Raw genomic sequence first — 26,812 nt, 5'->3', positions numbered from 1 at the left:
ATCGCAAAACAGAGACAAATCAAACGGAGGCGATATGCGGGCGGTGTTTAATTGGGTGTTGCGGCTGTTCTTGCTCGTGACGGTTCTGATCGCCGCCGCGATTGGCCTCGCCTATTATCTGGCGAGCCAGAGCCTGCCCGATTACTCGCGCGACATGATGTTTGAGGGGCTGGACGCGCCTGTCGAGATCGTCCGCGACACCTATGCCGTCCCGCATATTTTCGCCGAGAGCGATCACGATATTTTCTTCTCGCTCGGCCTTGTCCATGCGCAGGACAGGCTCTGGCAGATGACCATGCTGCGGCGCACGGCGCAGGGTCGGCTCTCGGAGATGTTCGGCAGCGAGACGGTGGAGATCGACCGGTTCCTGCGGACGGTCGATATTTACGGCGCGGCGAAGGATGCGCTGCCCGACCAAAGCCCGGAAACCCGCGCGGCGCTGGAGGCTTATGCGGACGGCGTCAATGCGTGGATCGCGACGGTGCAGCGCGATGCGCTTGGCCGCGGCGCGCCGGAGTTTTTCCTCTTCGATGCCGACATCGCGCCCTGGACCCCGACGGACAGTCTCGCCATCCTCAAACTGATGGCGCTGCAAATGACGGACAGCGCGAAATCCGAGGTCCTGCGGGCCAAGCTCCTGCTCTCGGTCGATGCGCAGAGGGCGCGGGATCTGATGCCGGACGGCCCCGGCCCTGGTGTGATGGACATGCCTGATTTCGCGGCGCTTTTCCCGGAAGGCTGGGAGGTCGGTCCGGCGCCGAGCCGCCTTGCGCTCGACCCAATCCCGGACCGGACTTTCGCGGGGGCCTCCAACGCCTTTGCCGCCGCACCGGCGCGCACGGCGGGCGGCGGCGCGCTGCTGGCGTCGGACCCGCATCTCGGCCTCTCCGCGCCCTCGATCTGGATGCTCGCCCGGCTCGAATTTCCCGACGGGCCCGTTATCGGCGGCACTATTCCAGGGATGCCAGTAGTGCTGGTCGGGCGGAACAACAGCTTTTCCTGGGGCCTCACAACCGCCTATTTCGACGATCAGGATCTCTATCTCGAACGGCTGACCGAGGATGGCGGCGATTATGTCACGCCGGACGGGATCGCGCCCGTGGGCGAGCGGCTCTCCATCATCCGCGTGAAGGATGGCGAGGATATCGAGCATGTCACCCGCTCCACCCGCCACGGGCCGATCCTTGAGCCGCAAATGTATGATGTGGGCGATGTGACCCCGCCGGGCCATGTGATGGCGCTGAGCTGGACGGCGCTGACCTCGCCCGACCGCTCCATGGATGCCGCCGTGCAGATGATGCGGTCCAAATCGGTCGCGGAGGCGCGGCGCATCGGGCGCTTTCAGGTCGCACCGGCGCAGAATGTCGTGATGGCCGACGCGAATGGCAATATCGCGCTGCAAGCCGTGGGGGCCGCGCCGCAGCGCAACGCCAATATGAGCTCGCAAGGGCGGATTCCGGCACCCGGTTGGCTTCCCGAAAACGATTGGGAGGGGATGCTGCCCTATGATCTCAACCCGGCGACGCTGAACCCCGAAAGCGGCGCGATTGGCAACACCAACAACAAAACCGTGGACCGGCCCTTCCCTGAGCATATCGCCTATGATTGGGGGGACGCCTACCGGATCCTGCGTTTGGAGCGGCTGATGCAGCAGCGCGAATTCCATTCGCAGGCGAGCTTCATCGAGGCGCAAACCGATGTGGTGAGCCAGCCCGCTCGGACACTGCTGCCGCTCATCGCCCGTGAGCTCTGGTATCAGGACGAGGCGGCCGAGGATGGCAGCGAGGATGCGCTGCGCCGCGATGTGCTGGAGCGCTTGGCGGACTGGACCGGCGGGATGGATGCCCATGCCCCGGAACCGCTGATCTATGCCGCCTGGACCCGCGCGCTGCAAAAACGGCTGATCGAGGATGAGCTTGGCCCGCTTTGGGAAGAGTTCAACATGCTCGATCCGCTCTTCATGGAGCGGGTGTTCCGCGATGTCGATGGCGCGTCAACCTGGTGCGACATTCAGCAATCCACCCGCGTCGAGACCTGCGCCGAAATGTCGAGCCTTGCCTTGGACGACGCGCTTCAGGAACTCACCGAGCGCTATGGCGGCGATCTCGAAAGCTGGCATTGGGGCACCGCGCATCAGGCGTTTCACAAGCATCAGGTGCTTGGCGATGTGCCGCTCGTCTCGTGGGTGGTGAATATCTTGCAGGACACGCCCGGCGGCACCGGCACGCTCCAGCGCGGCAAGATCGCGGGTGACGGGCCGAACCCTTACTATAATGTCCATGCGGCGGGCTATCGCGGGGTTTATGATTTCTCGGACCCCGATGCCTCGGTCTTCATCATCTCGACCGGGCAGAGCGGGCATTTCCTGTCGCGCCATTACGACGATCTCGCCCCGATCTGGCGGCGCGGCGAATATCTGCAAATGTCGCTCGATCCGGCCATCGCGCGCGGCGGCGCGATTGGCACAAGCTGGCTCACCCCGGCGGAGTGATCAGGCGAAGAGGTCATAGCAGGTGGTCAGCGCATCCGCGAGCGCGTCCACCTCTTCGCGGGTGTTATACATCCCGAAACTCGCCCGGCAGGTGGCACTCACGCCCAGATGCTTCATCAGCGGCTGCGCGCAGTGATGCCCGGCCCGGACGGCAACGCCCTTCTTGTCGAGAACCGTCGAAATATCATGGGGATGCACGCCGCCCTTCATGGTGAAGGAGAAGATCCCGCCCTTGCCCTGCGCTTGCCCCTGAATGTCGAGAAAATCGAGATCATTGAGCCGCGCGGAGGCATATTGCGCCAGCCCCGCCTCATGGGCCGCGATGTTCTCCATCCCGACCGCGCTCATGTAATCAATGGCCGCGCCAAGCCCGATGATCGGCACGATCGGCGGCGTCCCGGCCTCGAATTTATGGGGCGGCTGCGCATAGGTGATCGCGTCCTCGCTCACATCCTTGATCATGTCGCCGCCGCCCATGAAGGGCCGCATCTCGCCGTAGCGCTCCGGGTTCACGTAAAGCGCACCGGAAGCCGAGGGCCCGTAAAGCTTGTGGCCCGTCACCGCGTAGAAATCCGGCTGGATCGCGGCCATATCGATCGGCATATGCACCGCCGCTTGCGAGCCATCGATCACCGTGACGATCCCGCGCGCCCGCGCCTCGGCGCAGATCGTGGCGACATCGACCACCGTGCCAAGCGTGTTCGACATATGGGTGAGCGCGATCAGCTTGGTATTGGGCGTGATCGCGTCGATCACCTTCTCCGCCGGCAGCGAGCCATCCGGCTCCGGCGCGACCCAGTTGATTATGATGCCATGCCGCTCACGCAGAAAATGCCACGGCACGATATTGGCGTGATGTTCCATCACCGAAATCAGGATCTCGTCGCCGGGCTCAAGATTGTCCACACCCCAGCTTTGCGCGATCAGGTTGATCGCAAAGGTCGTGCCGGTGTTGAACAGCACCGCCTCTTCGGGCGCATTGAGAAACCGCGCGAGCTTCCCGCGCACCGCCTCATATTTGCTCGTCGAGACATTGGAGAGGTGATGCAGGCCGCGATGAACATTGGAATAGGTCTCGCCATAGCCCTCGGCCACCGCATCGAGCACCGCCTGCGGCTTTTGCGCCGACGCGCCATTGTCGAGATAGACAAGCGGCTTGCCGTTGATTTTCGACGCAAGGATCGGGAAGTCGCTGCGGATGTTTTGGACGTCATAGGTCATGCGGCGACTCCGAGCAGGCCGCCGATCATACCGACCAGCAGTTGGAAAAGAATGGAAAACCCAACAAGTCCCAAAAAGACGAGCAAGCGATTTTTGAAATCATGCAGCGCGGCAAGGAAGCTTACCTGTATCCAGAACATCCAGATAGCCATTGCGATGATGAAGGGGAAAAACATTCCCGTCGCGCCAAAACCGCCCAGAATCGCTGAGAGAACGATGAAGGGAATGACAATCAAGAGGCTCCAGATAAACAGCCAGATCCGGTGTTTCCACGCCTGATCGAAGGTGCCTGTGCCGGAAAACAACCGCGCCGGTATAAAATATTCAAAAAACGATTGGACGGTAAAACCAACGAACATCCCGATGCAGGCGATGAGAAGCATCGGCAGTCCCATCTGCATGGCTGAGCCGTCCTCGATGGGAATCTGAACGACCGCAAGGATCATGGCGATGACAACCGCAATCAACGCCGTCGCCAGCACCAGCGCTTCACGGCTCGCGGGCCAGTGCCGCACAATCCGGCCCGCCTCCAGCGGATCGCGGGCGGTGAGTTTCACAAGTTGCCAAAAACCGATCTGCGTCATGGGGTTGCTCCCAATTGTGCAAGGATTAACAGAGCCGCGCCGAAGATGAAGAGCACGCCGAAAACGCGTTTATGGCCGAAATTTTCGACCTCCGCCAGCGTGCCGCTCCAGAGCCACGCGAAACCGAGCCCGGCGAAGAGGTTGACCCCGGCTGCGATGGCGGTCTGGCGGGTCAGCGCGGTGAGAAACAGGAGTGGGATCGCGCCGATCAGCGCCCAGAAGAGCGCCGCGCGGGCTTCGAAATAGCTGCCCTGCCCGCCAAAACGGCGCGCGATGAGATGGGACAGTCCCGCCAGCGCGTAGAGAAAGAGCGGCGCGAAGAAGAGCGCCGCCACGAAACGCGCGCCGAGGAAGGCCGTGAGGTCATGTCCGCCCTCGCGGGCAAGCGCGATGCCAGCGGGCATCCCCGTCAGAAATTGCAAAAGGCAAATGAGGTAAACAAAGAAAAGCAGCCGTTCTTCGGTGAGAACGGGCAGACGGGCCCGCAGGCTTTCACCCGGGGCCCGCCAAATGCCGGGAATCGCGGCGAGAAAGCTCTCAGACCGCGTCATCCGCCATCCAGTCCACGATCTGCTCGCGCATCAGCTCTTGCAGGTCTTCATCGGCAATCTCGGTGATCGCCTCATCGACGAAAGCACGGACCAGCATGTTCTCCGCATCCTTTTTGCTCACACCGCGCGAGGTGAGATAGAAAAGCTGCGTCGGGTCCACCGCGCCACAGGTCGAGCCATGCGAGCAGGCCACATCATCGGCGTAAATCTCCAGCTCCGGCTTGGCGAGGAACTGCGCCCGCTCGTCCAAAAGAAGACCCTGCGATATCTGATACCCATCGGTTTTCTGCGCATCGGGCTGGACGAGGATCTTGCCCTGAAACACGCCCTTCGACGTCTCCCGCAGGACCTTCTTGAACACCTGACGACTCTCGCAATCCTGCGCGTCATGGGTGATGAAGATCGTGTCGTCCTGACTGTCCGACGCCGCAATCAGCGAGGCGCCCGCCACATGAGCGTTGGCATTGTCGCCATTGAGGGTAAACACCGCCTCGTTCCGGGTCATCGCGCCGCGATGCACCAGCGTGCAGCTTTTCACCACGGTCTCTTCGCCAAGCTCGGCAAAAAGCGCCGTCGAGACGAGCCGTTCCTTGGTGCCCGACTGTGTGCGCAGATGGTGCAGCTCCGCCCGGTCCGCGACATTCGCCTCGATCACGACATTGGAGCGCGCGCCCGCCTGACCGTATTCGAAAAGGGTCAGCGAGGCGCCCTCGGCGATGTCGACGAGGTGATGCAGACGCACATCCTTGCCTGCGCCGCTCGTCTCATAGCGCAGCGCAATCGGCTTTTCTGGCGTTGCGGTGACGCGCAGCGCGACACCTTCCACCGCCCGCGCGGTGTTGAGCGCAGCGAGCGGACGCGGCACCGGGTTCTGCCCGCGCGCCTCCAGCTTGCCGTAAAGCCCCTTGGCCCAGCGACCGGCATCTTTCAGCAAGGTTACCTCGACGCCGGTGCCGGAGAGATCATCCGATTTCTCCGCCGAAAACCGGCCATCAACGAAACAGATGGTCAGTGCGTCCACCGTGCCCAGACGGTCCGAAGGGACGATCTGGCGGCCTTTCGGCAGTTCCGGTTTGACGAGCGGGCCGGGATTGGTGAAGCGCCAATATTCGTCGCGCCCGACCGGGCCGCCCATGGCGGAAAGGCGCTGCGTGGCGTCCTCCACCGCTTCCTCCATCCAGTCCGCGGGCGAAATCTGGTCGGCCAGAAGCGCCTGTGCGAGTTCTCTTTTGGGTGCAGAAACAGCCATTTACACAGCCTCTTTCAGAATGTCCGCATAGCCGTTCTTCTCGACTTCGAGCGCCAGATCCGGCCCACCCGATTTCACGATCCGGCCATCCGCCATAATATGCACGACGTCGGGGGTGATGTGGTCGAGCAGGCGCTGATAGTGCGTGATCACGAGGAACCCGCGATCCGGGCTGCGCAGCGCGTTCACACCTTCGGAAACGAGGCGCATCGCGTCCACATCGAGGCCGGAATCGGTCTCGTCGAGGATGCACATTTTCGGCTCCAGAACCGCCATTTGCAGGATCTCGTTCCGCTTTTTCTCGCCGCCCGAGAAGCCGACATTGACCGGACGCTTGAGCATATCCGCATCGATATTCAGCTCGGCTGCCTTCTCGCGGATCATCTTGAGGAAATCCGGCGCGCTCACTTCCGGCTCACCGCGCGCCTTGCGCTGTGCGTTAAGCGCCGTGCGCAGAAACGTCATGTTGCCCACGCCGGGGATCTCGACCGGATATTGGAAAGCAAGGAACAGACCCGCCGCCGCGCGCTCTTCCGGCTCCGCCTCCAGCAGATCTTCGCCGAGCAGCGTGGCCGACCCGTCGGTCACCTCATACCCGTCACGGCCCGACAGCACATAAGACAGCGTCGATTTGCCCGAGCCATTCGGCCCCATGATCGCATGCACCTTGCCCGCCTCAACCGTCAGGTCAACGCCTTTGAGGATCTGCTTGTCCTCTTCCTCAAGTTTCACATGCAGGTTTTTAATTTCTAGCATCTCGTCCCTCCTTCGGGGTGATCATAAAGTTTTCGTTGACCGCGTAATGACGGATGCGCTCGGCAATCTCATAGTCATTCGCCTCGACCCATTCAAAGAATGCGTCCGAGCTGCGGTCTCCGATTTCGATGAAAATGTTGGGGCGGCGGTCGCTGATGGTGGCCTCAAGCCCCTCCAGAACGTCCATTTCCGCGCCTTCGACGTCGATCTTCAGAAAATCGACATTGCGATCTTTCAGGGCGTCATCGCCGCGAATGACGGAGACTTCGCCGCCGCCGACATTTGCGCGCACGATCCGCCCGCCGCCAAGGTTGTTGGGGTTCCAATGCATGGCCAACCCCTCATCAACCGTGTTCGACAAGCCGTAAGTCAGAAAGCTGAAATCCACGATCTCCATCATCCGGTTGAGGATGGCGTTGTTGATGTAGATTTCCTGCGCGATTGGATTTGGCTCAAACGGGATCACCTTTGACGCGCCAAGGATCTTCGCGGCGTAGACACTGTGATTGCCCACATTCGCGCCGATATCCGCAAAAACGCCACCCTTCGGGAAGTATTTTGAGAACAGCGCCAAGTCCTTATGCTCGAAGAAATGCGACCCAAGGTGGAGTCTCTGAACCAGGTCGCGATCATTCACGACGTTGAACATGACTTCCACACCATCGCTCTCGAACACCGAGATCTGCCCTGGCAGAAGTTTCATCCGGCCGCGGTGAAAATAGGTGCGAAGGGCACGGGACGCGTCAAAAATCGGCGTCTCGTCAACTTCTTTTGTGCTCATATCAACGTCTTGGCTCATATCGGTTCCGGTGGTGGGATTTGCCGCGCAGAGGGCCCCCGCTCAGCCTTTTTTCTGATCCTCGGCCATGATCTCTTCGACGGAGGGGCCGGTCAGGATCGGCTCGTACCAGCCAAAGAGATTGGCGATGAAATTGTGGATCCAGTGGAAGATCGCGCCGAAAATCGCGGTCTTGATGATCGCGCTCAGACCAGCGCGCCAGACGACCTGATCCTCAAGCACGATCCCGGCGCCGAAATTCAGGATGAAAAACACGATTACCGCGATGATCGTCGGGCCCCAGATGGCGTTTTTGTTGCGAATGTCAGCCATTTTTCTCGCTCTTTTCCTTGTTGAAGCCGTCTCGCGATCGCGATTGCCAGTTGATCGTATGAACCACCGCCGAGATCATCAGCAGCACCCCGCAAATCCAAGTCACGCCGAAGACAAGCATCCATTCCTTCCAGTTGAGAAATTCGAACCGAATGGCGGCAAAGAGAAGCCCCAACATCGGCGTGAAGACGATCGCGCCAACTGTTGCATAAAGAAATATCCCTTTGCCGTCCCTTGGGATCACCCCACACTGCCTTCGAGGCTGATGGCCACGAGTTTCTGCGCTTCGACCGCGAACTCCATGGGCAGCGCCTGAAGCACTTCCTTCACGAAGCCATTGACCACGACCGCGACGGCCTCTTCCTCATCCATCCCGCGCTGGCGGCAATAGAAGAGCTGGTCGTCATCGACCTTGGAGGTGGTCGCCTCATGCTCGACGCGCGACGAATGGTTCTTCACCTCGATATAAGGCACGGTATGCGCACCGCACTGATCGCCGATCAACAAGCTGTCGCATTGGGTATAGTTGCGGCTGTTCGTCGCTTTCGGGTGCATCGAGACAAGGCCGCGATAGGTGTTCTGCGCCTTGCCCGCCGAGATCCCTTTCGACACGATCCGCGAGCGAGTGTTCTTGCCCAGATGGATCATCTTGGTGCCGGTATCCGCCTGCTGCATGTTGTTGGTGATCGCGATGGAGTAGAACTCGCCCTGCGCCTCGTTCCCGCGCAGGATGCAGGACGGATATTTCCAGGTCACGGCCGAGCCGGTTTCCACCTGAGTCCACATCACCTTGGCGCGGTCCTCGCGGCAATCGGCGCGTTTGGTGACGAAGTTGTAGATCCCGCCCTTGCCGTTTTCATCGCCCGGATACCAGTTCTGGACGGTGGAATATTTCACTTCCGCATCTTCCAGCACCACGATCTCGACAACCGCTGCATGAAGCTGGTTGGTGTCGCGCATCGGCGCGGTGCAGCCTTCGAGATAAGACACATAAGCGCCCTTCTCGGCGATGATCAGCGTACGCTCAAACTGGCCGGTGTTTTCCGCATTGATGCGGAAATAGGTCGAGAGCTCCATCGGGCAGCGGGTGCCTTCGGGCACATAGACGAAGGAGCCGTCCGAAAAGACCGCCGAGTTCAGCGCCGCATAGAAATTGTCGCCCTGCGGGACCACGGAGCCGAGATATTTCTGAACAAGCTCAGGATATTCGCGGATCGCTTCGGAGATCGAGCAGAAGATCACGCCCGCGCGCTTCAGCTCTTCCTGAAAAGTCGTACCGACGGAGACAGAGTCGAACACCGCATCCACCGCAACCTTGCGCCCTTCCGCCGGGGCTTCGCCCGCCCCTTCAACGCCCGCCAGAATCGCCTGTTCTTTCAGCGGGATGCCAAGCTTTGCGTAGGTCTCCAGAAGTTTCGGGTCGACCTCATCGAGGCTTTTCGGCTTCTCGGTCATGCTTTTGGGCTGCGCGTAATAATACTGGTCCTGAAAATCCGGCGTCGGGTAGTTCAGCAGTGCCCAATCCGGCTCTTCCATTTTCTTCCAGCGCTCGAACGCCTCCAAACGCCAGTTCAGCATCCATTCCGGCTCGCCCTTTTTCTCGGAGATCAGGCGGACGATATCTTCATTCAGGCCCTTGGGGGCATATTCGGTCTCGATATCCGTATCGAAGCCATATTTATACCGGTCGCCGACGGAACGCACCGCATCCACGGTTTCCTGATCGACACCTTCTTTGACCTTATCCATCTCGGTCATGCGACCTCCTTCTTTCGGCGGCTCTTGAACCGCTCATATGCCTGTCGCCACGCGGTGATGAAACCCTCGATTTCATCTTCCGTGGTTTCCCATCCTATCGAGACGCGGATGGCGCTGCGCGCCTGCATCTCATCGAATCCCATTGCGTTCAGCGTGCCGGAGACTTGCGTCTTGCCGCTGGAGCAGGCGGTGCCGGCGCTGATCGCGTAGCCCGCCAGATCCATCTGCATCACCTGCGTCTCACCGACCCAACCGGGGGTGATCATCATGCTGGTGCCGGGCAGCCGTTTCTGGTCCTTGCCCACACAGATGATCTCTGGCGCGATCTCTTTCAACCGCGATTCCAAATGATCACGCAGGGTTTCGAGCCGCGCGGGCTCGCCGGTTTCGAGATCACGCACCGCCGCATCGAGGGCGGCAGCCATGCCAACCGCGCCGAGGATATTCTCGGTCCCCGCCCGGCGGCCCATTTCCTGCCCGCCGCCACGAAGCTGCGCCGCCACTTCCGTGCCTTGGCGCAGGATCAGCGCGCCGATCCCTTTCGGCCCGCCGAATTTATGCGCGGAAATGCAGGCCATTTCCGTGCCCATCCAGTTGAACGCGACCGGCAGCTTGCCCGCCGCCTGCACCATATCGGTGAAGACCAGACCCTCGCGCGGGGTCTGCACGATCCCGGTCTCGCTGTTGACGGCCTGACGCACCTGAACCGCGTCGCTGATCTGGCCGTCCGGGCCAACCGCATCGAGATGCTCGCACCATGTCCAGACGCAAGGATGTTCCGCCTTGGTGCTGGTATAACCTTTACCCTTGAGCGCCAACGCCGCCGCTTCCGTCGCGCCGGAGGTGAAGACCACATCGGCACCATCCGCGCCAAGCGCGGTCGCGATCCGGCGGCGAGCGTCTTCCATCAGCCCTTTGACCGCCCTTCCCTCACTATGGACGGAGGACGGATTGCCCGTGACATCCATCGCCGAGAGCATCGCCGCTTTCGCCTCAGGGCGCAGCGGCGTGGTCGCATTGTAATCAAGATAAGCGCGGCTCATTCGTCCACCATCTCCACGAAATGCGGCACGGCGGGGCAAGGCGCCATCTGGTCTTTCGCCACATCCGACAGACGCGTCTGGTGCAAAAACACATAGACCGTGGCGGAAAGCTGCTCCCACAAACGATCCGTCTGGGTCTGCTCCAGAGTGCCGCCTGTCGCACCGCTCGCGCCCGCGCCGCGTTGCAAGGCGCTCATGGTTTCATCCACCGCTTCGAGAATTTCAGAGACACGAATCGCCTCGGGCACCCTCGCCAGGCGGTAGCCGCCCCCGGGACCGCGCACACTTTCCACGATCCCGGCGCGCCGGAGCCGCACAAAAAGCTGTTCGAGATAGGCGAGCGAGATATCCTGACGTTCCGAAATTTGCGAGAGCGTGACGAGATTCTCGCCGCCATGATGCGCGAGATCCGTCAGCGCAATCATCGCATAACGGCCCTTGGTGCTCAGTTTCATCGTTAACGTCCTCGCTCAGATTGACGAATGGAGCCCGAATGTTTAACTCATGCGACGATTATCGGGGGACCTCGCAGTTTCTGGAATTGTTCTAAATTATTGCGAGACAGGCGTCAACAGCACCCGACTAAAAGTGTAAGGATCAGGAGCGCAATGCCCGAAGTGATTTTCCCCGGCCCGGCGGGCCGTCTCGAAGGCCGGTATCATCCGCAAAAAGCCAAAGACGCACCGATCGCCGTGATCCTCCAGCCGCATCCGCAATTTGGCGGCACGATGAACAACAAGGTCGTCTATAATCTGCACTATGCCTTTCACCGCATTGGCTTTTCTGTGCTGCGCTTCAATTTCCGCGGCGTCGGCCGGAGCCAGGGCGAGTATGATCAGGGCACGGGGGAGCTCTCCGATGCGGCCTCGGCGCTCGACTATCTGCAAAGCATGAACCCGGCGGCGAAACATTGCTGGGTGGCGGGATTTTCCTTCGGCGCGTGGATCGGGATGCAGCTCCTGATGCGCCGCCCGGAAATCAGCGGCTTCATCTCCGTCGCGCCGCCCGCAAAGACGCATGATTTCAGCTTCCTCGCGCCCTGCCCGTCTTCGGGTCTGATCATCAATGGCGCGGAGGACAAAGTGTCCGCCCCCGAAGATGTGCGCGGCCTCGTCGACAAGCTGCGCCAGCAAAAGGGCATCACGATTTCCCATGAGGAAATTCCCGGCGCGGGCCATTTCTTCGACGATCATATCGAGGATCTGACGGATCATGTGGAAAGCTATGTCTCGCGGCGCTTGACCGAAACCACGCGCTGAGCGCCCTCAGATCTCAAGGTGAAAAGGCCCGGATAACGCATTCCGGGCCTTTTCTCTTCAAGGAGACTGACGAAACTGCTCGATACACCTCATCTCTATTAACTATAACACAGTTTAGGATTCGGTTAATTGCCCTGAGATAATGCCGCCGCTGGTCGGGGTGCGCACCCCGGTCGATCCGGGCGCGGAGGTCGGCAAGCCAAGCGCCACGCGTGCGGCGAGATAAGCAAAGGCCTGCGCCTCCAGCATGTCGCCATCAAGCCCGACATGCTCGACCGCCACCGCCGGCACGCCGGAGAAATCCGCGATCATCCCCATCATCGCCGCGTTTTTCCGCCCGCCGCCGCAGACCAGCCACCTTTCGGGCCGCGCCGGCATATGCTCCATCGCGCGGGCCACGCAATGGGCGGTAATGGCGGTGAGAGTCGCCGCGCCATCCTCATCCGAAAGCCCGTCCGTCACCTGCATCAGCCCGTGAAAATCATTGCGATCCAGCGACTTCGGGCCGGGTTTGGCGAGATAGAGATGCCCGTCGAGATCGCCAAATATCCCCTGCGCCACCCGCCCGCGCGCCGCGAGACGGCCCTCTTCGTCAAATGCCTTGCCCTGGCGCTGCGTCATAAAATCATTGAGGAGCGCATTGGCCGGGCCGGTGTCGAAGGCGATCAGCGCGCCCTCCTCTTCCGGGGCCGGTTTGCGTGGATCGAGCCATGTGACATTCCCAACCCCGCCAAGATTGAGGAAGGCCACGGGCGCCTCCGCCCCGATCTTGCGGGCCAGCGCGAAATGGTAAAACGGGGCGAGCGGCGCGCCCTGACCGCCTGCGCGCACATCGGCGGTGCGAAAATCCCAGACGACCGGAACGCCAAGATCAGCCGCCAGCGCTTCGCCATCGCCAAGCTGAAAGGTAAAGGGCGGCGCATGGTTGAGGGTTTGGCCATGAAAGCCGACAAGCTCCGCCTCGGGCAGAATCCGCACCGCCTCGACATGCGCCGCGCGGATCATCGCCTCCAGCGCGGGCGCTGCGTCCCACGCCCCCATCCCGGCACGGATCGCGGCGGTTTCATCTGGCGAGAATGTCCGGCTCGCCACCTTCAGAAAATCGATCCGGTCCCGCCCATCCGTCTCGATTAGCGCCGCATCGACGCCATCCGCAGAGGTTCCGCTCATCAGACCGATCACCCGCATCCGCAATCCCTTCCCTTTTGCGTCCAAAGCCCCTAAAGGTCAGCCACCAAATTGATGAGGTGACGCGATGACATTCAAGCCCAAAAGCGGATTTTTGAACGAAATGATCACGCGCGGCTATATGCAGGACTGCACGGATCTCGAACATCTGGACGCAGCGCTGATGGCCGGCACCGTTCCCGGCTATATCGGCTTCGATGCGACGGCGAAATCGCTCCATGTCGGCTCCCTCATCCAGATCATGATGCTGCGTTGGCTGCAAAAACACGGGCATAAGCCGGTTGTTCTGATGGGCGGCGGGACGTCGAAAGTGGGCGATCCGAGCTTCCGCGACGAGGCGCGCGGGCTGATGACGATGGATGTGATTGCCGAAAACAAGGCGGGGATTGCGTCGGTTTTCGAGAAATACGTCCAGTTTGGCGACGCAGATTCTGATGCGGTGATGCTCGACAATGACGAATGGCTGGGCGGGCTCAACTATCTGGAATTCCTGCGTGATATTGGCCGCCATTTCTCGGTCAACCGGATGCTGAGTTTCGAGAGCGTCAAGCAGCGCATGGAGCGGGAGCAGTCGCTCTCCTTCCTCGAATTCAACTACATGATCCTGCAAGCCTATGATTTCATGGAGCTAAATCGCCGCTACGGCGTGAAGCTGCAAATGGGCGGCTCGGATCAATGGGGCAATATCGTTAACGGGATCGACCTGACGCGCCGTGTTGATGGCAATGAGGTCTATGGCCTGACCTCGCCGCTGCTGACCACCTCGGACGGCAAAAAGATGGGCAAATCGCAGGACGGCGCGGTCTGGCTCAACGCGGATATGCGCAGCCCTTACGAGTTCTGGCAGTTCTGGCGGAACACGACCGATGCGGATGTCGGGCGGTTCCTCAAGCTCTATACCGAACTGCCGGTGGACGAATGCGAGCGGCTCGGCGCGCTTGGCGGCTCCGAGATCAACGACGCGAAGATCGTGCTGGCCAATGAGGTGACGACCCTTTGCCACGGCGCGGAAGCCGCGCTGGCGGCGGAAGAGACCGCGCGCGAGGTGTTCGAGAAAGGCGGCGTTGGCGGGGATCTGCCAAGCGTTGCGCTTCCCTCGGGCGAGATCAGCGTCGCGCAGCTTTTCGTGCAATCGGGGCTGGTGAAGTCCGGCAAGGAAGCCAAGCGCCTGATTTCCGAAGGTGGCGCGAAGATTGACGATGTTCAAGTGAACGATGCCGGACAGATGGTTGATCTCAAACAGCAAATCAAGCTGAGCGCGGGCAAGAAGCGCCACGCGCTGGTGACGCCCGAATAACAAAAAAGCCCCGCGAAATTGCGGGGCTTTTCACTTTTAAAGTGGCGGCTAAGTTATTCAACAACTGTCACAGTTTCCATAAAGTCCGGCTCATCGACCGTACCATTGCGGGCCTGATCCCCCTTGGCGATCTGATCGACCAGCTCCATGCCTTCAGTCACATAACCGACGACGGTATATTGCCCATTCAGATACGGCGCTTCATCGAACATGATGAAGAACTGCGAGTTGGCGCTGTTCTGATCCGCCGCGCGCGCCATGCCGACCGCGCCGCGGGTGAATTCGCCGCCAAATTCCGCATCGAGATTCGGTAGATCGGAACCGCCACGGCCCGCACGGCGCGGATCATAGCTGTCGATCCGGCCAAACTGCACGTCGCCGGTTTGCGCCATGAACCCGTCGATCACCCGGTGAAAGGCAATCCCGTCATACTCACCCGAACGGGCCAGCGCGACGAGGCGTTCGGCATGGCCAGGCGCGTTTTCGGAATCGAGCTCGATGGTGATCTGCCCCTCAACCTCACCGCCAAGATCGATGAGCAGAGACGGCTCGGCAAAGGCAAGGCTCGGCGCGGCGAGGGCTGCGAGAACGAGATTACGCACCATCGCCGCCCACGGTTACGCGGATCATCCGATCGGGGTTCGCAGGCGGCTCGCCGCGCTGGATCTTGTCCACGAATTCCATGCCGCTCGTGACCCGGCCCCACACGGTATATTGCCCGTTCAGGAAATGGCCCTCATCGAACATGATGAAAAACTGCGAATTGCCGCTATTGGGGTTCGACGAGCGTGCCATGCCGCAGACACCGCGATCAAAGGGCAGCTTGGAAAATTCCGCCGGCAGATCCGGCTGGTCCGATCCGCCCGTCCCGGCGCGGCGCAGGTTGAACCCGTCCTCCATGTCGCCATTCTCCACATCGCCGGTCTGGGCCATGAAGCCGTCAATCACGCGGTGGAAAGCCACATTGTCATATTCGCCCGCTTCCGCCAGCGCCTTGATGCGCTCAACATGTTTGGGGGCCACATCGGGCAGCAGTTCGATCTCGACCGTGCCATCCTTGAGTTCGATAAACAGTTTTTCGCTCATGGTTTCTCCTTCTTCACATCGCAGATAAGGGTCAGGAGGTCTGAGGTCAAAGCCTTAGCTTTGATGAATCCCGAATTTCTCATGCAGCGCGTCGCGCACATCGGGGGTCACGAAGGGGGCGATATCCCCGCCAAGCCGGGCGATTTCCTTCACGAGACGCGAGGCGATGGCTTGATAGCGCGTGTCGGACATGAGGAACACGGTTTCAATATCGCTGTTCAGCTCGCGATTCATGCCCACCATCTGGAATTCATATTCGAAATCCGCCACGGCGCGCAGGCCGCGAATAATGAGATCCGCCCCCACATCCTCGGCGCAGTGCACCAGCAGATTTTCGAACGGATGCACGACGATCTCGACGCCCTTTTCCTCGGCAATCGGCGCACATTCGGCCTCGACCATCGCCACGCGCTCCTCAAGGCTGAAAAGCGGCCCCTTGTCGCGGTTGATCGCCACGCCAATCACCAGACGCTCCACAAGGCCCGCCGCACGGGTGATAATGTCCTTATGGCCGAGGGTGATCGGGTCGAAGGTGCCGGGATAGAGACCTGTGCGCATGAGTTCCTCGCTTTAATTCTCTGGAAAGCAATATGAATTTGACCGCGAGGTCAAGCGATCAGCGACCCGAAAGCATGTCGGTCATGGCCTGGTTCTCGGCCTGGATCTCGTCGATCCGCGCCTTGACCACATCACCGATGGAGACGACGCCTTTCAGCTCGCCGTCCTGCACGACGGGCAGGTGGCGAAACCGGCCATCGGTCATCATCCGCAGCACCCGCAGGAGCGACATGCCTGGCTCGCAGGTCTTGACCTCTTTGGTCATCAGGCTTTCCACCGGCTCGCTCAGGCTCGCGCCGCCGGTTTTGCCGATCTCGCGCACGATGTCGCGCTCGGACAAAATGCCTTCCAGCGTTTTGCCATCTTCGGTCACGACCAGCGCCCCGATGCGGTGTTCGGACAGCACCTTGGCCGCATCCTCCACGCTGTCCGATTTCTTGACGGTGATAAGATCACGGCCGCTTTGACCGGAAACAATGTGTTGGACCAACAGCATGGACGCCTCCTCAACAGTTTCAAAAAGATTGGGCCGCAGGCGGATTTGTGTCAATCCCCCGTGAGGTCCCCGGCAATCGCGCGCCCGATTTCGCGGGCGAGATCCGTGGCAAAACGGCTGAGCGCGCGGGCCCGCACGTCGTCGGCATGGCGGATCATGTAGTAATGGCGCGAGATGCTGATTTTATCGGTAAAAAGCTGGGCCAGCCCATCTTCGGGGCGGACCAGAAAATCATGGAGAATGCCCGGCCCGACGCCCGCCTTAACCAATTCATACTGAACCACCGCCCCCGATGCGGCAAAACGCGCGCTCTCGCCGCCTAAGAGGCCGAGATAGTCGAGCGCCTTGTCGAAAATCAGGTCGGGGACATAGCCCACAAGGTCGAGCGCGGCGAGATCTTCGGGCATCTGCACGGGCTGGCGGGCGAGAAAATCGCGGCTCGCATAGCAGTGGAGGCGGTATTCGGTGATCGGGGTGGAAATCAGCCGGTCCGTCTCCGCCGGAGAGACGCCGATGGCCAGATCCGCCTCGCGCTTGGTGAGGTTGACGGCGCGCGGCAGGGCCAGCAGTTGAAATTCCAGCGCGGGATAATCGGGCGCGAGCCGCGCCAGCGCCTTCGGCAGCAGCGCCGTTGCCACCCCATCGGGGGCGCCGATCCGCACTTTGCCCGAGAGCCGCCGCTCGCCCGCATGGCTTTCCGCCTCGATCTCGCGGGCGGCTTTTTCCATGGCGCGGGCGTGGCGGCGCAGCCCCTGCCCGGCTTCGGTCACGCTGTAGCCTTGCGCGCTGCGGGTAAAGAGCCGCGTCGCCAGCGCCGCCTCGAGCGCGCTTATCCGCCGCCCGACCGTCGCCGGATCCACCGCCAGTTGCTTGCCTGCCGCACTCAGGCTCCCCGAGCGCGCCACGGCCAGAAAGATCCGCAGATCATCCCATTTCAGATTGAGGACGTTTTGCATAATTGCAAAAGAGTGCCGCGATATTCCCTCTTCCGCAAGCAGAATTGCACCCCTATCCTGCCCTTAAATCACACCAAACGGGAGGACCCCATGGACGAGATCAGCCATTTCATCGACGGTGAGCGCGTTGCCGGTAAATCGAGCAATTTCAGCGATGTTTTCAACCCGGCCACGGGCGAAGTGCAGGCGAAATGCCCGCTCGCGAGCAAGGACGAGATGGACGCCGCCATCGCCTCCGCAAAGGCCGCGCAAATCGGTTGGGGTGCGACCAACCCGCAGCGCCGCGCCCGTGTGCTGATGCGTTTTGTCGATCTGCTGAACCGCGATATGGACAAGCTGGCGGAGAAGCTCTCCTCCGAGCATGGCAAGACCTTCCCCGATGCGAAGGGTGATGTGCAGCGCGGCCTCGAAGTGGTCGAGTTCTGCATCGCCGCGCCGCATTTCATGAAAGGTGAGTTCACCGATGGCGCGGGTCCGGGCATCGACATGTATTCCATGCGTCAGCCGCTTGGCGTCGCCGCAGGCATCTCGCCCTTCAACTTCCCGGCGATGATCCCGATGTGGCAATTCGCTCCGGCCATCGCGGCGGGCAACAGCTTTATCCTCAAGCCGTCCGAGCGCGATCCCTCCGTGCCGGTGATGCTGGCCGAACTGCTGACCGAAGCGGGTCTGCCCAAGGGTGTGCTTCAAGTCGTCCATGGCGACAAGGATGCGGTGGATGCGATCCTCGACAATGAGGACATCGCGGCGATCGGCTTTGTCGGCTCGACCCCGATTGCGGAATATATCTATTCGCGCGGCTGTGCGAACGGCAAGCGCGTGCAGTGTTTCGGCGGCGCGAAGAACCATATGATCGTCATGCCCGACGCCGATATGGAACAAACCGCAGACGCGCTGGTTGGTGCCGGTTTCGGCGCGGCGGGCGAGCGCTGCATGGCGATTTCCGTGGCGGTGCCTGTGGGCGATGAAACCGCGGACCGTTTGATCGAGGCGCTGAAACCGCGTGTCGAAGCGCTCAAGGTCGGCCCTTACACCGCAGGCGACGATGTGGATTACGGCCCGGTCGTGACCAAGGCGGCGCAGGAGAAAATCCTCGGCCTCGTCGAGACCGGGATCGAGCAAGGCGCGAATCTCGTCGTCGATGGCCGCGATTTCAAGCTTCAGGGCTATGAGGACGGCTTCTTCGTCGGCCCCTGCCTGTTCGACAACGTGACCACCGATATGGAGATCTACCGTCAGGAAATCTTCGGCCCGGTCCTCTCCACCGTGCGCGCGGAAACCTATGAAGAAGCGCTGAAAATCACCATGGACCATGAATATGGCAATGGCACCGCGATCTTCACCCGCGACGGCGACACGGCCCGCGATTTTGCCTCCAAGGTGAATGTCGGCATGGTCGGGATCAATGTGCCGATCCCGGTGCCGCTGGCCTATCACACCTTCGGCGGCTGGAAGAAATCGGCCTTTGGCGATCTGAACCAGCACGGGCCGGATGCGTTCAAATTCTTCACCAAGACGAAAACCGTGACCGCGCGCTGGCCGTCGGGCGTGAAGGAAGGCTCCAGCTTCTCCATGCCGGTGATGGACTAAGCCTCACCGCCACCATTTTGCACCGGGCGGCATTCCCGGCCGGTTGCCCTTCGAGGGTGAAACACTCTCGCAACAATCAGGCGTTACCAAAACGTCAAAACAGGACAGGGAGAGAGATATGGATTTTGCGCTCACCGAGGAGCAGCAGGCCATTTTTGACATGGCCAAGGATTTTGGCCAGACGCGGATCGCCCCTCATGCGCTGGAGTGGGAGAAGCAAGGCACCATCCCCCGCGAGATTTTGAAGGAAGCCGCCGAGCTTGGCTTTGGCGGTCTTTACGTGCCTGAAGAGCATGGCGGCACGGGGCTGACGCGGCTCGACGCGACGCTGGTGTTTGAAGCGCTCTCCATGGCCTGCCCCGCCGTGGCGAGCTTCATTTCCATCCATAATATGTGCGCCGCGATGATCTCCAAATACGGCTCCGAGGAGATGCGCGAGCGCTTCCTGCCGGGCGCGATGACCATGGAAATCGTGCTCTCCTACTGCCTTACCGAACCGGGCAGCGGCTCCGACGCCGCCGCGCTGCGCACCAAGGCGGCCAAGGGCAATGACGGCTACACGCTGAACGGCACCAAAAGCTTCATCTCCGGCGGTAGCTATTCCGACGCCTATATCTGCATGGTTCGCACGGGCGATGCCGGTCCCAAGGGCATTTCCGCGATCATCGTGGAGGACGGGACGGACGGTCTCGGCTTCGGCGCGCTGGAGGACAAAATGGGCTGGCGCGCACAGCCGACCTCGGAAGTGCAGTTCGACGATTGCAAAGTGCCGCTCGAAAACCTGCTCGGCAATGAGGGCGAAGGGTTCAAATATGCCATGGGCGGGCTCGATGGCGGGCGCCTCAATATCGCCGCCTCCGCGCTTGGCGGCGCGCAGGCCGCACTCGACAAAGCCGTGGCCTATATGGGCGAGCGCAAGGCTTTCGGCCAAACGCTCGACCAGTTTCAGGCCCTGCAATTCCGCCTCGCCGATATGGAAATCGCGCTGCAATCGGCCCGTGTGTTCCTGCGCCAAGCCGCGTGGAAATACGACAGCGGCGCGCCCGATGCGACGAAATATTGCGCCATGGCAAAACGTTATGTGACCGACACCGCCTTCGATGTGGCCAATCAGGCCCTTCAACTTCACGGCGGCTATGGCTACCTTGCCGATTATGGCGTGGAAAAACTCGTGCGTGATTTGCGTGTCCACCAGATTCTTGAAGGCACCAATGAAATCATGCGCCTGATTACAGCCCGCGCCCTTCTCAAAGAGGCAGGACATGGCTGACATCAATATTCGCACGGAAGGCCGCGCAGGCCGCATCACGCTCACCCGCGAAAAGGCGCTGAATGCGCTAACTCACGAGATGGCGCTCGCTATCGAGCAGGCGCTCTTGGATTGGCAAGAGGACGACGCGGTCGAGCTGGTGCTGATCGACAGCGCGGGCGACAAGGCGTTCTGTGCGGGCGGCGATATCGTCGGGCTCTACCGGGCCAGCAAAGACGAGAATGATCACGAGACGGGCCGCAAATTCTGGCGCGACGAGTATCGGATGAACGCGCTGATCGCGGGCTACCCGAAACCCATCGTCGCCATGATGCAAGGCTATGTGATGGGCGGCGGCGTCGGCATCGGCGGCCATGCGGCGCACCGCGTGGTCTGCGAGTCGAGCCGGGTCGCCATGCCCGAGGTCGGCATCGGCCTGATCCCCGATGTGGGCGGCTCCTACCGGCTCGCGCAAGCGCCGGGACGGGTCGGTGAATATCTCGGCCTGACCGCCGGGCAGATGAACGCTGCCGACGCGATTTACGCCGAATTTGCAGATGATTTCGTGCCTTACGAGAGATGGGACGATCTCAAGACCAAGCTGATCGAGACTGGCGATCCTGCCGTGATCTCCGACTTCTCCGCCGAGCGTCCGGCCCGCACCCTGCCTGATGAGGCGTGGCTGGAGACGCATTTCAGCGGCGGCGATCTCAAGGAGATTCTGACCTCGCTGGAAGGCGATGAGGAGAAACCGGAGCTCGCCGAACGCACCGTCGAGAAGATCCGCAGCATGTCGCCGCTCTCGCTCGCCTCGACCCTGTCGCTGGTGCGCGAGGGCCGGACGGGCTGCATCCGCGACGCGCTCCGCCGGGAATATCGCTTCACCTCCCGCGCGCAGGAGCATGGGGATTTTGACGAGGGCGTGCGCGCCAAACTTGTCGACAAAGACGGGGCGCCGCGCTGGTCGCATGACCGGCCCGAAGCGGTCACCGAAGATGAAGTCAACGCCATGCTGGCCGCGCCGGACGATGGCGAACTGGAGTTGCCGGAGGTATCATGAAGATCGGATTTATCGGACTTGGAAATATGGGCGGCCCGATGGCGCGCAATCTTGCGGTGGCGGGTCATGAGGTCGTCGGGTTTGACGTCGCTGCACCGATGCCCGACGGCGTGAGCAAGGCCGAAACCGCCGCCGAGGCTGCGAGCGGCCGCGATGCGGTCATCACCATGCTCCCGAATGGCGAGATTTTGCGCAGTGTTTACGATGAGATCGTGCCTGTTGCGGCGGACGGCACGCTGATGATCGACTGCTCGACCGTCGATGTCGCCTCCGCCCGCGCCGCCGCCGAGATGGCGGAAAAGGCCGGGCTCAAACCCGTCGATGCGCCGGTCTCCGGAGGGATCGGCGGCGCGGATGGCGGCACGCTGACCTTCATGGCGGGCGGCAGCGACGCGGCGATGGCGGAAGCGCGCCCGCTTTTCGACATCATGGGCCAGAAAGCGGTGCATTGCGGCCCATCCGGAAACGGTCAGGCGGCCAAAATCTGCAACAACATGATCCTCGGCATCTCGATGATCGGCGTCTGCGAAGCCTTTAACCTTGCGGAAAAGCTCGGCCTTGACCCGCAGGCTATGTTCGACGTGGCCTCGACCAGCTCAGGCTCCTGCTGGTCGCTCAACACCTACTGCCCCGCCCCCGGCGTCGGCCCGACCTCGCCCGCCGATAACGATTACAAACCCGGTTTCGCGGCGGATCTGATGCTCAAAGACCTGCGCCTCGCGCAACAGGCGGCGGAAAATGCGGATGCGGACACGCCCATGGGCAAAGCCGCCACGGATCTCTACGCGCAATTTGTCGAAAATGAGGACGGCAAGGGCCGCGATTTCTCCGCTATGCTGCCCCGCTTCCAGGCGCGAAGCCGCAGCTAACGGCCTGATAGCCAAATAAAAAGGGCGGGATCACACCCGCCCTTTTTCTTTTATTCGCAAGAGACCTTACTCGGTCAGACCCTCTTGAGCGACCTCAGCGTTCTCTTCAGCGGCCTCTTCCATCGGGGTTTCTTCGGCCGGCATTTCCGTGACAGCGGGCATGCCCATTGCGTTCACATCCTGCCATTCGCCATCCGGCGCCGCGCGGTAGCGATCGACCGCGAACGCCCCGGCATTGGTGTCATACATCATCTCGCGGGTCTCATCGCCGCGCGACGCGACGACCGCGATCAGGCCCTCCTGCTCGGCGACGGTTTCAACCGCGAAACCCTGCGCGGTGAGCTGCGAAGCAATGCTCTCGGTCGTCGCAATCTGGCTCTCGGGGATGTTGGCGAGCTGCTCGGCAAGGGTTGCGACCTCTTCCGCCGACTGTGGTTCCATCGTTACAGCACCTTCGGGAACGGCGTCTTCGATGGTGTTCGTGTCCTGCGCGAAGGCCGCGCCGCCAGCCAACAGACCTGCCAGAAGAGCCGTCGTTTTCACTCCGTTTTGCATCTTGGAACTCCTTATGTTCACTTAAGCAAGACGAAGCTAACACTCATAAGAAGCAGTGCCAGATGCCGCGGCCTCACGGTCCTGTCACATGGCAAAAAATTGCGCATTTACTACGTACAATTTTACTTAAAGCATCTCTTTTAAGTAACTGCCCGTGTGGCTTTCTTTCACCTTTGCAACCTCTTCTGGCGTGCCCGTCGCGACGATCCGCCCGCCGCCATCGCCGCCCTCGGGACCGATATCGATGATATGGTCCGCGGTTTTGATCACATCGAGATTATGCTCGATGACGATCACCGAATTGCCCTGCTCCACCAGCTCATGCAGCACTTCGAGCAGCTTGCGGACATCCTCGAAATGCAGCCCCGTCGTCGGCTCGTCAAGGATATAGAGCGTCCGCCCCGTAGCCCGTTTCGCAAGCTCTTTCGACAGCTTCACCCGCTGCGCCTCGCCGCCCGACAGCGTCGTCGCCTGCTGGCCCACCTTTATATAGCCAAGGCCAACGCGCATCAGAGTCGTCATTTTTTCCCGGATGGACGGCACCGCGTCGAAGAATTTCTCCGCATCCTCAACGGTCATATCCAGCACATCCGCGATGCTTTTGCCCTTATATTTGATCTCCAGCGTTTCCCGATTGTAGCGCGCTCCCTTACAGCTTTCACAGGTCACGTAAACATCGGGTAAAAAATGCATCTCGATCTTGATGACACCGTCGCCCTGACAATTCTCACAGCGCCCGCCCTTCACATTGAAAGAGAACCGCCCCGGCTTGTAACCACGCGCTTTCGCCTCCGGCAGCCCCGCAAACCAGTCGCGGATCGGTGTGAAGGCGCCGGTGTAAGTCGCTGGATTTGAACGCGGAGTCCGGCCGATGGGGCTTTGGTCAATGTCGATGACCTTGTCGAGATGCTCTAGCCCCGTCACCTTGTCGCACGGCGCAGGTGTCTGGCGCGCACCGTTGAGCCGCATGGACGCGGTTTTGAAAAGTGTTTCGATGGTTAGCGTGGACTTACCGCCGCCGGAAACCCCCGTAATACAAGTGAAATTCCCAAGCGGAAATTCTGCGGTCACGTCCTTCAGGTTGTTCCCGGTCGCACCATAAACCTTAACGGATTTCCCGTTCCCCTTACGCCGCTCCGCCGGAATCGGGATCGAACGTTTCCCCGTAAGATACTGACCCGTAATGCTTTCCTTGGACTTCGCGATCTGCTTTGGCGTGCCTTGCGCGATCACTGAACCGCCATGGACACCCGCGCCAAGGCCGATGTCGATCACATGATCAGCCTCACGGATCGCCTCCTCATCATGTTCGACGACAAGCACCGTATTGCCTTGATCCCGCAGGTTTTTCAGGGTCGTCAGCAAGCGCCCATTGTCGCGCTGATGCAGCCCAATCGATGGCTCATCGAGCACATAAAGCACGCCCGTCAGCCCCGAACCGATCTGGCTGGCGAGACGAATCCGCTGGCTCTCGCCGCCCGACAGCGTGCCGGAATTGCGCGCAAGGGTGAGGTAGTCGAGGCCAACATTCACAAGGAAACCAAGACGTTCGCGGATTTCCTTCAAGATGGCGCGGGCGATCTCATTCTTCTGGGGGCCGAGTTGGTTCGGCACCTCATCGACCCAGTCCAGCGCCTCGCGGATCGACTGCTGAACCACCTCGCCCACATGCAGCCCGGCGATTTTCACCGCACGCGCTTCCTCGCGCAGACGGTAGCCATGGCAGACCCCGCAGGGGCGATTATTCTGATAACGTTCAAACTCTTCGCGGACCCAGTTCGAGTCCGTCTGGCGGTAACGGCGCTCCATATTCGGGATCACGCCTTCGAAAGGCCGCGTCACTTCGTAAACGCGCCCGCCCTCGTCGTAACGAAACTTAATCTTCTGATCGCCAGAGCCGTAGAGAAAGACCTGTTTCACCTCATCGGGCAGATCCGCCCAAGCGGTCTTCATTGCGAAACCGTAATGCTTTGCAAGGGCTTCGATAGTTTGGGTGAAGTACGGCGATTTCGAGCGCGCCCAAGGGGCAATCGCGCCCTTCAGCAAGGTTAACGCGCCGTCCGGCACGATCAGCCGCTCGTCGAAAAAGAGCTCGACGCCGAGACCGTCACAGGCGGGACAAGCCCCGAAGGGTGCGTTGAAGGAGAAGAGACGCGGTTCAATCTCGGGAATGGTAAAGCCCGACACCGGACAGGCGAAATTCTCTGAAAACGTCGTGCGCTCCGGCTCACCTTCCCGCGGCGCGGTTTCCAGAATCGCGATCCCGTCGGCGAGGTCCAGCGCTGTGCGCAGACTGTCAGCGAGCCGCGTCTCGAGACCTTCCTTCACCACGATCCGGTCGACCACCACATCAATATTATGGCGGAATTTCTTGTCGAGTTTTGGCGCGTCGTCGATTTCGTAGAATTCGCCATCCACCTTCACGCGCTGGAAACCCTGTTTCCGAAGTTCCTGAAATTCCTTCTTATATTCGCCCTTCCGGTCGCGGATGATCGGGGCCAGCAGATAGGCGCGGGTGCCCTCCTCCATCGCCATGATCCGGTCCACCATGTCGGAGACCTGCTGCGCCTCGATGGGCAGGCCGGTCGCCGGGCTGTAGGGCGTGCCAGCGCGGGCGAAGAGAAGGCGCATATAGTCGTAAATCTCGGTCACGGTGCCTACGGTCGAGCGCGGGTTCTTCGATGTGGTTTTCTGCTCAATCGAGATCGCAGGCGAGAGGCCCGAGATGTGATCCACATCGGGTTTCTGCATCATATCAAGGAATTGCCGCGCATAGGCCGAGAGCGACTCGACATAGCGGCGCTGCCCTTCCGCATAGACCGTATCGAAGGCGAGCGAGGATTTGCCCGAGCCGGACAGCCCCGTGATCACGACAAGCTTGTCGCGGGGGATGTCGATGTCGATGCCTTTGAGATTGTGTTCACGCGCGCCGCGAATCTCGATATTTTTCAGCTCGGCCATGCCTGCCTCCGTTAACCTCGCCGTAACTTAGGCAGATGTCGCGTGGATTCCAACGGGAAAGAACGAAAAAGGAACAAACAAAAAGCCGCCCGAAGGCGGCTCTGTGCAGTCTTTTGGGTAAGTTTGCTTAACGGCCCAAAATTTTAACGACGTAGTTCTGCGTCTCACGGAAGGGCGGGACGCCGCCATATTTGATCACATTCTGCGGGCCGGCATTGTAGGCCGCCAGCGCCAGGCGCCAGTCGCGGAAGGTGTTGTATTGCATCGCGAGATATTTCGCGCCGCCATTCAGGTTCTGCTGCGGGTCCCACGGGTTGGAGACGCCGAGCATCCGGGCGGTGCCGGGCATCAGCTGCGCGAGGCCCATGGCACCGACATGGGAGCGGGCGCGCGGGTTGAACGCCGACTCAGCCTGCACCAGACGCAGGAAAATCGACTCGGGAATGCCGTAGCGCTGCGCCGAGGCGCGGGCCATCTGGACATAGGCATTGTTGCTGCCACCGCGGATCACAGCGGGCGGCACCGTCATGGTGTTCGTCGCGCCGGGAACCAATTCGGCCCGTTTGGAGTTGTATTGGGTAGCAAGCCGACCAGAGATCAGCATGTTCGCCGTGGAAGAAATACGTGACTGCGCCTCTGCGATCCCGGCGGTTGCCAGAGTCAGAACCAGCGCGATCAGCGTGAGTTTGCTCGATTTCATAAATGCCTCTTTTGCTTCGGCCCGAGAGCGGTTGTGTGGCCCAGTGGACCGATTCGCGCCGGAGGATCTCACGCCCTGTCCCGGCTGTTTAACGATACTCTTAAACGAATCGCATAATCAGAAACTAACCGAGAAGCTGCTGATTTTCCAAGACTCGATATCATCACGTTTCACGGGCCCCTCACGGGAGGGTGATATGGGCGAATACTTGCCGATGTATTAAC

At 60.9% G+C, this 26,812-nt stretch carries 27 protein-coding genes; 7 read left to right on the top strand and 20 right to left on the bottom strand.

The features are described from left to right. Positions 1 to 34: 34 nt before the first annotated feature. On the top strand, positions 35 to 2,491 hold the full coding sequence (locus ACMA5I_RS11775) for a penicillin acylase family protein (protein ID WP_525886468.1): 2,457 nt from the start codon (positions 35 to 37) through the stop codon (positions 2,489 to 2,491). Here ACMA5I_RS11775 and ACMA5I_RS11770 read toward each other — a convergent pair whose 3' ends face one another. The 11 genes from ACMA5I_RS11770 to ACMA5I_RS11720 form a co-directional block, all read right to left on the bottom strand. Further along, complete coding sequence (locus ACMA5I_RS11770; protein WP_525886467.1) at positions 2,492 to 3,712, bottom strand: aminotransferase class V-fold PLP-dependent enzyme; 1,221 nt, start codon at positions 3,710 to 3,712, stop codon at positions 2,492 to 2,494. Further along, the gene (locus tag ACMA5I_RS11765) at positions 3,709 to 4,296 is read right to left on the bottom strand and encodes a hypothetical protein (protein ID WP_525886466.1); all 588 of its coding nucleotides are present in this window, start codon (positions 4,294 to 4,296) and stop codon (positions 3,709 to 3,711) included. Before ACMA5I_RS11765 ends, ACMA5I_RS11770 begins: the two co-directional genes overlap by 4 nt. Further along, on the bottom strand, positions 4,293 to 4,847 hold the full coding sequence (locus ACMA5I_RS11760; RefSeq protein WP_525886465.1) for a YIP1 family protein: 555 nt from the start codon (positions 4,845 to 4,847) through the stop codon (positions 4,293 to 4,295). Before ACMA5I_RS11760 ends, ACMA5I_RS11765 begins: the two co-directional genes overlap by 4 nt. Beyond that, positions 4,834 to 6,096, bottom strand: a complete 1,263-nt coding sequence (gene sufD, locus ACMA5I_RS11755) for a Fe-S cluster assembly protein SufD (RefSeq protein WP_525886464.1) — start codon at positions 6,094 to 6,096, stop codon at positions 4,834 to 4,836. Before sufD ends, ACMA5I_RS11760 begins: the two co-directional genes overlap by 14 nt. Next, positions 6,097 to 6,852, bottom strand: coding sequence for a Fe-S cluster assembly ATPase SufC (sufC, locus tag ACMA5I_RS11750; RefSeq protein WP_525886463.1), 756 nt, complete (start codon positions 6,850 to 6,852; stop codon positions 6,097 to 6,099). Next, entirely contained in the window at positions 6,839 to 7,633 is a 795-nt protein-coding gene (locus ACMA5I_RS11745; protein WP_525886462.1) for an FkbM family methyltransferase, read from the bottom strand. The genes sufC and ACMA5I_RS11745 overlap by 14 nt, the downstream gene beginning before the upstream one ends. 60 nt (positions 7,634 to 7,693) lie before the next feature. Further along, a complete protein-coding gene (locus ACMA5I_RS11740; protein ID WP_525886461.1) occupies positions 7,694 to 7,963 on the bottom strand; it encodes a hypothetical protein in 270 nt (89 codons plus the stop codon). Continuing rightward, positions 7,956 to 8,141 (bottom strand): hypothetical protein, encoded by a 186-nt coding sequence (locus ACMA5I_RS11735; protein ID WP_525886460.1) that lies wholly within the window; start codon positions 8,139 to 8,141, stop codon positions 7,956 to 7,958. The genes ACMA5I_RS11740 and ACMA5I_RS11735 overlap by 8 nt, the downstream gene beginning before the upstream one ends. A 62-nt stretch (positions 8,142 to 8,203) precedes the next feature. Beyond that, positions 8,204 to 9,721, bottom strand: coding sequence for a Fe-S cluster assembly protein SufB (gene sufB, locus ACMA5I_RS11730; RefSeq protein WP_525886459.1), 1,518 nt, complete (start codon positions 9,719 to 9,721; stop codon positions 8,204 to 8,206). After that, positions 9,718 to 10,764, bottom strand: coding sequence for a cysteine desulfurase family protein (locus tag ACMA5I_RS11725; protein WP_525886458.1), 1,047 nt, complete (start codon positions 10,762 to 10,764; stop codon positions 9,718 to 9,720). The genes sufB and ACMA5I_RS11725 overlap by 4 nt, the downstream gene beginning before the upstream one ends. Next, positions 10,761 to 11,219, bottom strand: coding sequence for an Rrf2 family transcriptional regulator (locus tag ACMA5I_RS11720; RefSeq protein WP_525886457.1), 459 nt, complete (start codon positions 11,217 to 11,219; stop codon positions 10,761 to 10,763). Before ACMA5I_RS11720 ends, ACMA5I_RS11725 begins: the two co-directional genes overlap by 4 nt. 153 nt (positions 11,220 to 11,372) lie before the next feature. Here ACMA5I_RS11720 and ACMA5I_RS11715 point away from each other — a divergent pair, with 153 nt between their 5' ends. Continuing rightward, positions 11,373 to 12,023 carry an alpha/beta hydrolase gene (locus ACMA5I_RS11715; protein WP_525886456.1) on the top strand — a complete coding sequence of 217 codons (651 nt, stop codon included), beginning with the start codon at positions 11,373 to 11,375 and terminating at the stop codon, positions 12,021 to 12,023. Positions 12,024 to 12,137: 114 nt separating this feature from the next. Here ACMA5I_RS11715 and ACMA5I_RS11710 read toward each other — a convergent pair whose 3' ends face one another. Beyond that, positions 12,138 to 13,211: an anhydro-N-acetylmuramic acid kinase gene (locus ACMA5I_RS11710; protein WP_525886455.1), complete on the bottom strand. Its 1,074-nt coding sequence runs from the start codon at positions 13,209 to 13,211 to the stop codon at positions 12,138 to 12,140. A gap of 67 nt (positions 13,212 to 13,278) precedes the next feature. On the opposite strand from ACMA5I_RS11710, the gene tyrS reads away from it, so the two are divergent. After that, positions 13,279 to 14,508: a tyrosine--tRNA ligase gene (gene tyrS, locus ACMA5I_RS11705; RefSeq protein WP_525886454.1), complete on the top strand. Its 1,230-nt coding sequence runs from the start codon at positions 13,279 to 13,281 to the stop codon at positions 14,506 to 14,508. Positions 14,509 to 14,561: 53 nt separating this feature from the next. Here the strand turns inward: tyrS and ACMA5I_RS11700 are convergent, their stop codons facing one another. Genes ACMA5I_RS11700 through ACMA5I_RS11680 form a run of 5 tightly spaced genes read right to left on the bottom strand, consistent with a single transcriptional unit; the run spans position 14,562 to position 17,604 of the window. Further along, positions 14,562 to 15,113, bottom strand: a complete 552-nt coding sequence (locus ACMA5I_RS11700) for a peptidylprolyl isomerase (protein WP_525886453.1) — start codon at positions 15,111 to 15,113, stop codon at positions 14,562 to 14,564. Next, positions 15,103 to 15,594, bottom strand: coding sequence for a peptidylprolyl isomerase (locus ACMA5I_RS11695; protein ID WP_525886452.1), 492 nt, complete (start codon positions 15,592 to 15,594; stop codon positions 15,103 to 15,105). Before ACMA5I_RS11695 ends, ACMA5I_RS11700 begins: the two co-directional genes overlap by 11 nt. 54 nt (positions 15,595 to 15,648) lie before the next feature. Continuing rightward, the gene (gene coaD, locus ACMA5I_RS11690; protein WP_525886451.1) at positions 15,649 to 16,152 is read right to left on the bottom strand and encodes a pantetheine-phosphate adenylyltransferase; all 504 of its coding nucleotides are present in this window, start codon (positions 16,150 to 16,152) and stop codon (positions 15,649 to 15,651) included. Positions 16,153 to 16,210: 58 nt separating this feature from the next. Then, on the bottom strand, positions 16,211 to 16,648 hold the full coding sequence (locus ACMA5I_RS11685) for a CBS domain-containing protein (RefSeq protein WP_525886450.1): 438 nt from the start codon (positions 16,646 to 16,648) through the stop codon (positions 16,211 to 16,213). Between the two features lie 50 nt (positions 16,649 to 16,698). After that, positions 16,699 to 17,604 (bottom strand): LysR family transcriptional regulator, encoded by a 906-nt coding sequence (locus ACMA5I_RS11680; protein WP_525886449.1) that lies wholly within the window; start codon positions 17,602 to 17,604, stop codon positions 16,699 to 16,701. Positions 17,605 to 17,694: 90 nt separating this feature from the next. On the opposite strand from ACMA5I_RS11680, the gene ACMA5I_RS11675 reads away from it, so the two are divergent. From ACMA5I_RS11675 to mmsB, 4 genes are all read left to right on the top strand, one after another. After that, the gene (locus tag ACMA5I_RS11675; RefSeq protein ID WP_525886448.1) at positions 17,695 to 19,194 is read left to right on the top strand and encodes a CoA-acylating methylmalonate-semialdehyde dehydrogenase; all 1,500 of its coding nucleotides are present in this window, start codon (positions 17,695 to 17,697) and stop codon (positions 19,192 to 19,194) included. Positions 19,195 to 19,312: 118 nt separating this feature from the next. Further along, on the top strand, positions 19,313 to 20,464 hold the full coding sequence (locus ACMA5I_RS11670; RefSeq protein ID WP_525886447.1) for an acyl-CoA dehydrogenase family protein: 1,152 nt from the start codon (positions 19,313 to 19,315) through the stop codon (positions 20,462 to 20,464). Then, positions 20,457 to 21,503 (top strand): 3-hydroxyisobutyryl-CoA hydrolase, encoded by a 1,047-nt coding sequence (locus ACMA5I_RS11665; RefSeq protein ID WP_525886446.1) that lies wholly within the window; start codon positions 20,457 to 20,459, stop codon positions 21,501 to 21,503. The genes ACMA5I_RS11670 and ACMA5I_RS11665 overlap by 8 nt, the downstream gene beginning before the upstream one ends. Further along, positions 21,500 to 22,372, top strand: a complete 873-nt coding sequence (mmsB, locus tag ACMA5I_RS11660; protein WP_525886445.1) for a 3-hydroxyisobutyrate dehydrogenase — start codon at positions 21,500 to 21,502, stop codon at positions 22,370 to 22,372. Before ACMA5I_RS11665 ends, mmsB begins: the two co-directional genes overlap by 4 nt. 66 nt (positions 22,373 to 22,438) lie before the next feature. Here the strand turns inward: mmsB and ACMA5I_RS11655 are convergent, their stop codons facing one another. From ACMA5I_RS11655 to ACMA5I_RS11645, 3 genes are all read right to left on the bottom strand, one after another. Continuing rightward, positions 22,439 to 22,927 carry a hypothetical protein gene (locus ACMA5I_RS11655; protein WP_525886444.1) on the bottom strand — a complete coding sequence of 163 codons (489 nt, stop codon included), beginning with the start codon at positions 22,925 to 22,927 and terminating at the stop codon, positions 22,439 to 22,441. A gap of 126 nt (positions 22,928 to 23,053) precedes the next feature. Continuing rightward, entirely contained in the window at positions 23,054 to 25,888 is a 2,835-nt protein-coding gene (gene uvrA, locus ACMA5I_RS11650; protein WP_525886443.1) for an excinuclease ABC subunit UvrA, read from the bottom strand. Between the two features lie 127 nt (positions 25,889 to 26,015). Further along, positions 26,016 to 26,588 carry a lytic transglycosylase domain-containing protein gene (locus ACMA5I_RS11645; RefSeq protein ID WP_525886442.1) on the bottom strand — a complete coding sequence of 191 codons (573 nt, stop codon included), beginning with the start codon at positions 26,586 to 26,588 and terminating at the stop codon, positions 26,016 to 26,018. Positions 26,589 to 26,812 lie beyond the last annotated feature (224 nt).

The sequence above is a fragment of the Jujubicoccus corallicola genome, assembly GCF_047345645.1.
In the GTDB taxonomy this organism is placed as follows: Bacteria; Pseudomonadota; Alphaproteobacteria; order Rhodobacterales; family Rhodobacteraceae; genus JBLEFH01.
The sequence above is the reverse complement of the archived record's forward strand: the minus strand, read 5'-3'. Positions and strand labels throughout refer to the sequence as shown.